Source organism: Streptomyces sp. NPDC058662, assembly GCF_042716255.1.
Taxonomy (GTDB): Bacteria; Actinomycetota; Actinomycetes; order Streptomycetales; family Streptomycetaceae; genus Streptomyces.
This window is the reverse complement of record NZ_JBHXRU010000162.1, coordinates 1-8800: the sequence shown is the minus strand read 5'-3', so window position 1 is coordinate 8800 and position 8800 is coordinate 1. Positions and strand designations below refer to the sequence as shown.

7 protein-coding genes are annotated in these 8800 nt (G+C 73.4%); 5 read left to right on the top strand and 2 right to left on the bottom strand.

The window, feature by feature from the left end; all coding sequences use genetic code 11:
• Nucleotides 1-338 precede the first annotated feature (338 nt).
• Nucleotides 339-1199 carry an Fpg/Nei family DNA glycosylase gene (locus ACFWUQ_RS30365; RefSeq protein ID WP_384544429.1) on the top strand — a complete coding sequence of 287 codons (861 nt, stop codon included), beginning with the start codon at nt 339-341 and terminating at the stop codon, nt 1197-1199.
• Nucleotides 1200-1224: 25 nt separating this feature from the next.
• Nucleotides 1225-1629, top strand: a complete 405-nt coding sequence (locus ACFWUQ_RS30360; RefSeq protein ID WP_384544427.1) for a hypothetical protein — start codon at nt 1225-1227, stop codon at nt 1627-1629.
• Between the two features lie 9 nt (nt 1630-1638).
• Here ACFWUQ_RS30360 and ACFWUQ_RS30355 read toward each other — a convergent pair whose 3' ends face one another.
• Nucleotides 1639-2103: a hypothetical protein gene (locus tag ACFWUQ_RS30355; protein WP_384544431.1), complete on the bottom strand. Its 465-nt coding sequence runs from the start codon at nt 2101-2103 to the stop codon at nt 1639-1641.
• Nucleotides 2104-2331: 228 nt separating this feature from the next.
• Nucleotides 2332-2871, bottom strand: coding sequence for a sigma-70 family RNA polymerase sigma factor (locus ACFWUQ_RS30350; protein ID WP_384544425.1), 540 nt, complete (start codon nt 2869-2871; stop codon nt 2332-2334).
• A gap of 284 nt (nt 2872-3155) precedes the next feature.
• Here ACFWUQ_RS30350 and ACFWUQ_RS30345 point away from each other — a divergent pair, with 284 nt between their 5' ends.
• From ACFWUQ_RS30345 to ACFWUQ_RS30335, 3 genes are all read left to right on the top strand, one after another.
• The gene (locus ACFWUQ_RS30345; protein WP_384544423.1) at nt 3156-4349 is read left to right on the top strand and encodes a CapA family protein; all 1194 of its coding nucleotides are present in this window, start codon (nt 3156-3158) and stop codon (nt 4347-4349) included.
• 140 nt (nt 4350-4489) lie between these two features.
• Nucleotides 4490-7795, top strand: a complete 3306-nt coding sequence (gene lysX / locus ACFWUQ_RS30340; protein ID WP_384544421.1) for a bifunctional lysylphosphatidylglycerol synthetase/lysine--tRNA ligase LysX — start codon at nt 4490-4492, stop codon at nt 7793-7795.
• Nucleotides 7796-7886: 91 nt separating this feature from the next.
• The gene (locus ACFWUQ_RS30335; protein ID WP_384544419.1) at nt 7887-8786 is read left to right on the top strand and encodes a polysaccharide deacetylase family protein; all 900 of its coding nucleotides are present in this window, start codon (nt 7887-7889) and stop codon (nt 8784-8786) included.
• Nucleotides 8787-8800 lie beyond the last annotated feature (14 nt).

Below are 8800 nucleotides of genomic sequence, written 5' to 3'. Positions count from 1 at the left end.
GGTGGGGTGTTGTCCGGGACTCATGATTTATGGCGCCTGTGCCGGGTTGTCCTGTGCGAGGCCGTTGGCGCCAACAAATCACGTTTTACGTCCCGGACAACACCCCACCCCGCCCCCAACCCTGGCCGAGTGAAACCCTCAGCGGCCCGCCCGCCGCCAGCACGTCCGACCCGCCCCATCCAGCCCCGCCGGCGTTTGAGGCGCGGGGACCGGGGCGGAGCCCCGGGGGTGGCGGGTTCGCTTCACGTTCCGGGCGGCGGACTCGGCCTCGCGGCGCTGAGGCGGGGCTCGGCGGGGTCCGGGTCGCGGTTTGGGTGGGGTGGCGGCAGGCTGGGGGCATGCCGGAGCTGCCCGAGGTCGAGGCCCTGCGGGAGTACCTCGACGAGCACCTCACGGGGCGGGTGGTCGAGCACGTCCTCCCCCTCGCCGTGAGCGTGCTCAAGACGTACGAGCCACCACCGAGCGCCCTCGAAGGGCAGACCGCCGCCGGCGCCGCCCGCTACGGCAAGTTCCTGGCGCTGCGTATCGGCGAGCTGTACCTCGTCACCCACCTGGCCCGGGCCGGCTGGCTGCACTGGCGGGAGACCCTGCCCGAGCGGCCGCCGGGCCCCGGCAAGGGGCCCCTCGCGCTGCGCGTGGCGCTGGAGGGCGGCGGCGGGTTCGACCTCACGGAGGCCGGGACGCAGAAGCGCCTGGCCGTGTACGTGGTCCGCGACCCCCTGGAGGTCCCCGGCATCGCGCGGCTCGGCCCCGACCCGCTCGCCGCGGCGTTCGACCGGGACGCCTTCGCCGCGCTGCTCGCGGGGGAGCGGCGCCAGATCAAGGGCGTGCTGCGGGACCAGGGCGTCGTCGCCGGGATCGGCAACGCGTACAGCGACGAGATCCTGCACCGTGCCAAGGTCTCGCCGTTCAAGCTGGCCGCCTCCTTCGACGAGGGGCAGGTGACCCATCTGTACGAGGCCGTACGGGCCACCCTGCTGGAGGCCCTGGAGCGGGCGCACGGGGTGGCGGCCGGCCGTCTGAAGGCGGAGAAGAAGAGCGGGCTGAGGGTGCACGGGCGTGCGGGGGAGCCCTGCCCGGTGTGCGGGGACACCGTGCGGTCGGTGTCCTTCGCCGACTCCTCGCTCCAGTACTGCCCCACCTGCCAGACGGGCGGCAAACCGCTCGCCGACCGCCGCCTCTCGCGCCTCCTCAAATAGGCGGGGCCGCGTAGACTCCGGCACCGTGTCCGAGGAGCAGCAGCCGTCGCCGCCGCGGCGCGAGATCGTCACCGGAGTGCCCCGGGGCGCCCGCCGGCGGCCGCCCGCGCACGCTCCGGCGCGTTCGGAGATCTCGGAGCAGACCACGCTCGGCGCCACCTATGTCCGCGCCCTGATGCGCAGTCAGCTACGGGCCGGGTTGGGGGCGCTGACCGTTCTGGCGCTGGTGGTCGGGGCTCTGCCGCTGGTGTTCCTGCTGCCGCGCGCCGGCTCGTCGCCGTCGGTGTGGGTGGTGCTCGGTGTGCTGGTGTACCCGGTGATGTGGCTCATCGCCCGCTGGTACGTGACCCGGGCCGAGCGGAACGAGGCCGACTTCACCGGTCTGGTGACGGACCCGGCCGAGGTGCCGGGCCCGCGCCCGCCCCGCTGAGGGGGCGGTCTAGAAGAGGTGCATCGCCAGGTGGCCCAGGGGGAGGCCGAGTTGCCAGGCCGGGGTCCACACGCGTGCGTTCTCGTCGAGTCCCGGCGGGGTGTCGGCGTGGCCGTGCCGTCCGGGGTCGAGGTTCGTGGCGAACAGCTCGGTGCGTTCCAGCCAGCGCCATGCCGCCCGGGCCAGCTCCAGGTCCGGGTCCTCGCCGCCGCCGTGCTCCCTGGCCTCCTCGCCCAGCGCGAGGAAGCGCGTGTGCACCCAGTCGCGCCAGGGGTGCCCGTACGCGGTCAGCGACATCCACTCGTCGAGCTGCGAGACCACCCGGATCCCGGAGAGCTCGCCGGCCGCGTCCGAGAGGTAGATGGTCAGCGCGAGTGTGTCCCGCCCGGCCCGGAACTCCAGGGTGCTGACCGGGATCAGCCGGCCCGTGCGCAGCAGTTCGTCTGCGATGTACTCGGCGTAGAGCCAAGCCATGGGCACCGCGAGCCCGCCGTCACTGGTGCCGTTAATACCCTCGGGCTGCACCGTTCCACCTTCTCCCGCATGTCGAGCGTCCCGCTGTCAGCTCCGAGCCTGTCCCGAGCGGCTCGCGGAGCGGGGGATGTTTACTCAATTTGCACGGCCTGATGCCTGTTTCGATGCGTTTCGTGTCCGGTTCGCGCGCATTAAGGGCCTCCGTTGAGTCTTCTCCCGGGCCCGGTCTCAGGCGCCGAGGCCGTAGCCGTAGCCCTGGAGGCCCTTCCGCAGGGCGCGCAGGGCGTAGTACGTACGGGACTTGACGGTTCCGGCCGGGATGCCGAGCTCGGCGGCGGCCTCGGCCACCGAGCGGTCCCGGAAGTAGACCTGCATCAGGACCTCGCGGTGCTCCGGGCCGAGGGAGCCCACGGCCCGCCGGACATCGATGGCGGTGACCGAGCCGGCCACGGCGTCCTCGGGCGCCGGTGCGAGCTCCAGCCCCTCCGGGTCCACTTCCTGCGGGCGCGACAGCCGGGCCCGGCGGGCGTCGATCGCGAGGCGCCGGGCCACGGTGAACAGCCAGGGCCGCAGGGACTCGTGCTCGGTGGCCAGGACCTCCGGGTGCTGCCAGACCCGTACGAGGGTCTCCTGCACGAGGTCCTCGGCGCGCTGGGCGTCGCCCGCGGTGAGCCCGACGAGGAAACCGAACAGGGCCCGCCCGTGGTCGCGCTGGAGTTCGGCCAGGGTCTCCGGATCCGTGCGCCGGAGGGTGGGGGAGAGCGGCACGAGGGGCTCCTTCCGAGGTGCGTGGGGGGCCGTACGGGGCGAGGTCTTCACCCTGACCTGCACCGAGCCGTCCGGGAACCGTCCGACCGCGGTGTTGCGCCCAAGCACCCGGGTCGTCCGGTGGGCGGCCGCACCGGGCGGTGAACGGTCGAACGGCGCGGCGAACGGCCATCGGAGTGAGTGCGTGCCGAGCGGACGGAGTCGTTCCTTGACTTGGCGCGTCTCCTTCTATGGATTGCAGGTGATCGGATTAGCGGATAGTCGTACAAATGAGAGCTGGACAGATGACGAAGCGCACCCGCCAGGCCGCCACCTTCCTCTCGGCCCTCCTGCTCTCGGCCGCCGCGGGCTGCTCGGCGGCCGGTGGTGCGGCCCCCGCCCGACTCGCGGACTCCGGCGGGCCGACGGTGTCGAGCGCCGCGGGCTCGCCCGCGGCCCGGGGCTTCACCCTCGTGGCGAGCGGCGACGTACTGCCGCACACCTCGGTCATCCAGCGTGCGGCGAACGACGCCGTCGGCGGCGGACACGACTTCCGGCCCATGTTCTCCGGGGTCAAGAAGGTGGTTCTCCGCGCCGACCTGGCGCTCTGCCACATGGAGACCATCTACGGGGAGGAGGGCGGCCCCTTCTCCGGCTACCCGGCCTTCGTCTCCCCGCCCGCGGTCGCCGACGGCCTGAAGGACGCCGGCTACGACGGCTGCTCCACGGCCTCGAACCACACCCTGGACGACGGCGTCGAGGGGCTGCGCCGCACGCTGGACCGGTTCGACGCGGTCGGGCTGCGGCACGCCGGGTCGGCCCGTACGGCGGCAGAGGCCGCCAGGGCCACCACGTACACGGCGGGCTCCGCCCAGGTCGCGCACCTCGCGTACACCTACGACACGAACGGCTACCCGCTGCCGGAGGGCCGGCCCTGGGCGGTCAACCTGATGCGGCAGGAGAAGATCGTCGCCGATGCCAGGGCGGCGCGGGCGGCGGGCGCGGACGTGGTGCTGGTGAGCCTGCACTGGGGCACGGAGTGGCAGACCGAGCCGGACGGCACGCAGCTGTCGCTGGGCAAGGCGCTGACCGCCTCGCAGACCGGCGGCCGCCCGGACATCGACATGATCCTCGGCACGCACGCCCATATCCCGCAGGCGTACGAGAAGGTCAACGGGACCTGGATCGTCTACGGCATGGGGGACCAGGTCGCGGGGGAGATGTTCAACCACACCGGCGCCCGCGACATGCGCGGCAACTACGGCTCCATCGCCCGCTTCACCTTCGCCCCGCCCACCGCCCCCGGGCGGCGCTGGGAGGTGACAGAGGCCGCGTTCGTGCCGCAGATGATGGACCTGTCCATCGGCCGGGTCGTCAACCTCGCGGACGCCCTGGCCCAGGACCCGGGCCGCGGCGACTACGAGTCGGCCCGGGCGGCCGTCAGCGAGGCGGTCCTGAGCCGCGGGGCCGCGAAGGACGGGCTCACCGAGGTGAGGTAGGCGCGGAGCCCCCCGATCCGGCGGGCTCGGCGCGCGTACCGGCGCTGGGCGCTCGTACCGGCAGGCTCGGCGCTCGTACCGGCGCTCGGCGCGCGTAACTCGGCGCGCGTACCGGCGCCGCCCTCCCTACAGTGCGAACCATGAGTGCCACCGTGGAGGACACGCGCGGAACCCGGAACCGCTTCCTGAACCGGGTGCCCGACGGATTCGGGGCGTTCTTCGGAGCGCTCGGCCTGCTGTGCGCCCTGCTGGCACTCTCCCCCGCGCTGCGGCGGCTGCTGCGGCACGTCGTGCGCTTCCTCGATCTCATCGTCGTACCCGTCAGCGCCAACCTCGCCTACGCCGTCTTCCTCTTCCTGCTCGCCGCGGCCCTGGGCACCCGCAAGAAGGTCGCCTGGTGGATCGTCGTCACCTACCTGGCCCTGCTGATCCTCGACGACGTGCTGGACATCGCCGTCGGCGACTACTGGGCCGGCGTGCCCTCCATGGCCGTCGCCGTCGCGGCCCTGGCCGTACTGATCGCCGCCCGCGACGAGTTCTACGCGGCTTCCCGGCCCGGCGCCCTGTGGCGGGCGATGCTCGTCCTCGGGCTGGGGCTGCTCGCCGCCGTGCTCGTCGGCTGGGGGCTCGTCGCGATCTTCCCCGGCACGCTGCCGCGGGGGCAGTGGTTGGACTGGGCCGCCAAAGAGGTCTTCGGCGGCCTCTTCTCCGCCCGCGAGTTCGACGGCCGCCCGCCCCGCCCGCTGTCCTTCCTGCTCGGCCTCTTCGGCGCCCTCGCCCTGCTGAACGCGGCCACCACCCTCTTCCGGTCCCAGCGGCTGACCGCCGCCCTGCACGGGGACGAGGAGCTCCGCATCCGCGCCCTGCTGGGCGCCTACGGGCGCAACGACTCCCTGGGGTACTTCGCGACCCGGCGCGACAAGGCCGTCGTCTTCGCCCCCAACGGCAAGGCCGCCGTGACCTACCGCGTCGAAGCCGGCGTCTGCCTCGCCAGCGGCGACCCGGTCGGCGACCCGGCCGCCTGGACCCCCGCCGTCGACGCCTGGCTCGGGGTCGCCCGCCGCTACGGATGGCAGCCCGCCGTCATGGGGGCCTCCGAGGAGGGTGCCACCGCGTACGCCCGCTCGGGACTCGGCGCCCTCCAGCTCGGCGACGAGGCGATCCTGCACGTGGCCAGGTTCGACCTCGACGGCCGTGACATGCGGGTCACCCGCCAGGCCGTCAACCGGGTCCGGCGCGCCGGCGCCACCACGGTCGTCCGCCGGCACTCCGCCCTCACGGAGGAGGAGATGCGCACCATCGTCGACCGGGCCGACACGTGGCGCGACACCGAGACCGAACGCGGCTTCTCCATGGCTCTGGACCGGCTGGGGGACCCCGCCGACGGGGACTGCCTGCTCGTGGAGGCGTTCGACGGCCAGGGAGCGCTGATCGCCCTGCTCTCCTTCGTCCCCTGGGGCCGGGACGGCATCTCCCTCGACCTGATGCGCCGCGACCGCACCGCGCCCAACGGGGTGATGGAGTTCATGGTCGCCGAGCTCTGCGCCCACGCCCCGGCCCTGGGCGTGCGCAGGATCTCCCTGAACTTCGCCGTCTTCCGGTCCGCCTTCGAGGAGGGCGGCCGCATCGGCGCCGGGCCCGTCCTGCGGCTGTGGCGCAAGCTGCTGCTCTTCTTCTCCCGGTGGTGGCAGCTGGAGGCCCTGTACCGCTCCAACGTCAAGTACGGGCCCGAGTGGTACCCGAGGTTCCTCTGCTACCAGGACGCCGGCTCGCTCGCCCGCGTCAGCCTCGCCTCCGGCATCGCCGAGGGCTTCGTCTCCGTACCGAGCCTGCGCACCCTCTGGGGCAACGGCCACCCGAAGGGCCTCACCGCCCCCGCCACCACCGAGGGGCTCCCCTCCATCGCCTCCCTGGGCCTGGACGGCGTGGGGGAGGAAGGCGGTACGGGCGCGGGGGCCGAGCGGCTGCCCGAACAGGTCCGGGTCCGCCACGACAAGATGGAGCGCATCCGCGCCGGCGGCACGGACCCCTACCCCGTCGGCATCCGCGCCCGCACCCACACGGTCGCCGAGCTCAGGGCCGCCCACCCCGCCCCGGCGGCCGGTGCCCGCACCGGCGAGGAAGCCACCCTCGCCGGCCGGGTGATGGTCGTACGGGACCTCGGCGGTGTGGTCTTCGCCGTCCTGCGCGACTGGTCCGGGGACATGCAGCTGATGCTCACCCGCGACGAAGCCGGCACCCGGGTCCTCGACACCTTCACGTCCCAGGTCGACTTCGGCGACCACGTCGTCGCGAGCGGCGAGATCGGCGCCAGCGACCGGGGCGAGCTGTCCCTCGTGGTCCGGTCCTGGCAGCTGACCGGCAAGTGCCTGCGCCCCCTGCCCGACAAGCGCAAGGGCCTGGCCGACCCGGAGGCGAAGGTGCGGCGCCGCTACCTCGACCTGGTGGCGAGCCCGGAGGCCCGGGACGTCGTACGGGCCCGCTCCAGCGCGGTCCAGGCCCTGCGGCAGGGCCTGCTGGAGCGCGGCTACCTGGAGGTCGAGACCCCGATGCTCCAGCAGATCCACGGCGGCGCCAACGCCCGGCCCTTCCGCACCCACATCAACGCCTACGACCTCGACCTGTACCTGCGCATCGCGCCCGAGCTGTACCTCAAGCGGCTCTGCGTCGGCGGCATGGAGAAGGTCTTCGAGATGGGCCGCACCTTCCGCAACGAGGGCGTCTCCTACAAGCACAACCCCGAGTTCACGATGCTGGAGGCCTACCAGGCCTTCGCCGACTACGACGTGATGCTCGACCTCACGCGCGAGCTGATCCAGGGCGCGGCCGTCGCCGCCTTCGGCTCGCCCGTCGCCCACAAGGCGGGACCCGACGGGAAGCTCGTCGTCCACGACATCTCCGGGCCGTGGCCGGTGAAGACCATGTACGGGGCGATCAGCGAGGCCCTGGGCGAGGAGGTCGACGCCGACACCGAGGAGAGGGTACTGCGCGCGCTGTGCGACCGGGTGCACGTGCCGCACGGGCCCGAGGACACGCGCGGGGACGTGGTCCTGGAGATGTACGAGCGGTTGGTGGAGGAGCGGACCGAACTCCCCACCTTCTACAAGGACTTCCCGACCGACGTGTCCCCCCTCACCCGCCAGCACCGCGAGGACCCCAGGCTCGCCGAGCGCTGGGACCTGGTGGCCTTCGGCACCGAGCTGGGCACCGCCTACTCGGAGCTCACCGACCCCGTGGAGCAGCGGCGCCGGCTCACCGCGCAGTCGCTCCTCGCGGCGGGCGGCGACCCGGAGGCGATGGAGATCGACAACGACTTCCTGGACGCCCTGGAGTACGCCATGCCGCCGACCGGCGGGCTGGGCATCGGCGTGGACCGCCTCGTCATGTTCCTGACGGGCCTGACGATCCGCGAGACCCTGCCGTTCCCCCTGGTGCGGCGCGGCTGACCGCCCCTGCGGCTGCTCCGGGCGGGTGACGGCGAGGAGGAGCGTCCGCGCCCCTCGACATCAGCGGCGGTGTCGTTGATACGTAGTAATAATGAAAAATGACGAGCCGACAGTAGGGCGACGCGTGCTCCTGCGCTCCGCCGTCTTCCTCGGGGTCGCCGCCGCGGCGGGCATGCTCAGCGGCGAGAACGGCGCTCCGGGGGCGGGCGGGCCGGGCCCCGCGGCCGGCCCCGGCGGTCTCCCGGCGGCGGGAGCCCCGGGGATGCTGCCCCAGGGGCCGCCCGAGAAGTCCTACCGGCTGCGGCCGATGACGGCCGAGGCACCCGCCCGCCCGCCCGTCGCCGCACCGGCCGTCCGGACCCGCCCCATCCTGGAGCTGCCGCCCCACTCACCCGCCGCGTCCAACGGCATGGTGCTCACCTTCGACGACGGGCCCGACCCCCGCTACACCCCCGGCATCCTCGACACCCTCGCCCGGTACGGCGTCCGCGCCATGTTCTTCGTCTGCGGGGAGATGGCCGCCGAGAACCGCGACCTGCTGCGCCGCATCGCCGCCGAGGGCCATGTGATCGGCAACCACACCTGGACCCACCCGCTCATCCCCCGGCTCAGCCGGCCGGCGCTGGCCTCCGAGATCGGCCGCACGAGCGAGGTCGTGCAACAGGTCGTCGGCGAGGCGCCGTCGTGGTTCCGGGCTCCGTACGGGGCGTGGAACCGCGCCACCTTCGAGATCGGGGCCGAGCTGGGCATGGAGCCGCTCGCCTGGACCGTGGACACCCTCGACTGGAAGGAGCCGGGGACCACCACCATCGTCTCCCGGGTGCTGGACGCGGCCGCGCCCGGCGTGATCGTACTGTCCCACGACGCGGGCGGCGACCGGTCGCAGAGCGTCCGGGCGATCTCGGCGTACCTGCCGCAACTGCTCGCGCGGGGCTACCGGATGACGCTGCCGTCCCTTCCGGGGACGGCGCCCGCATCGGCGCCGAGCTGAGGGCCCGGCTCGCG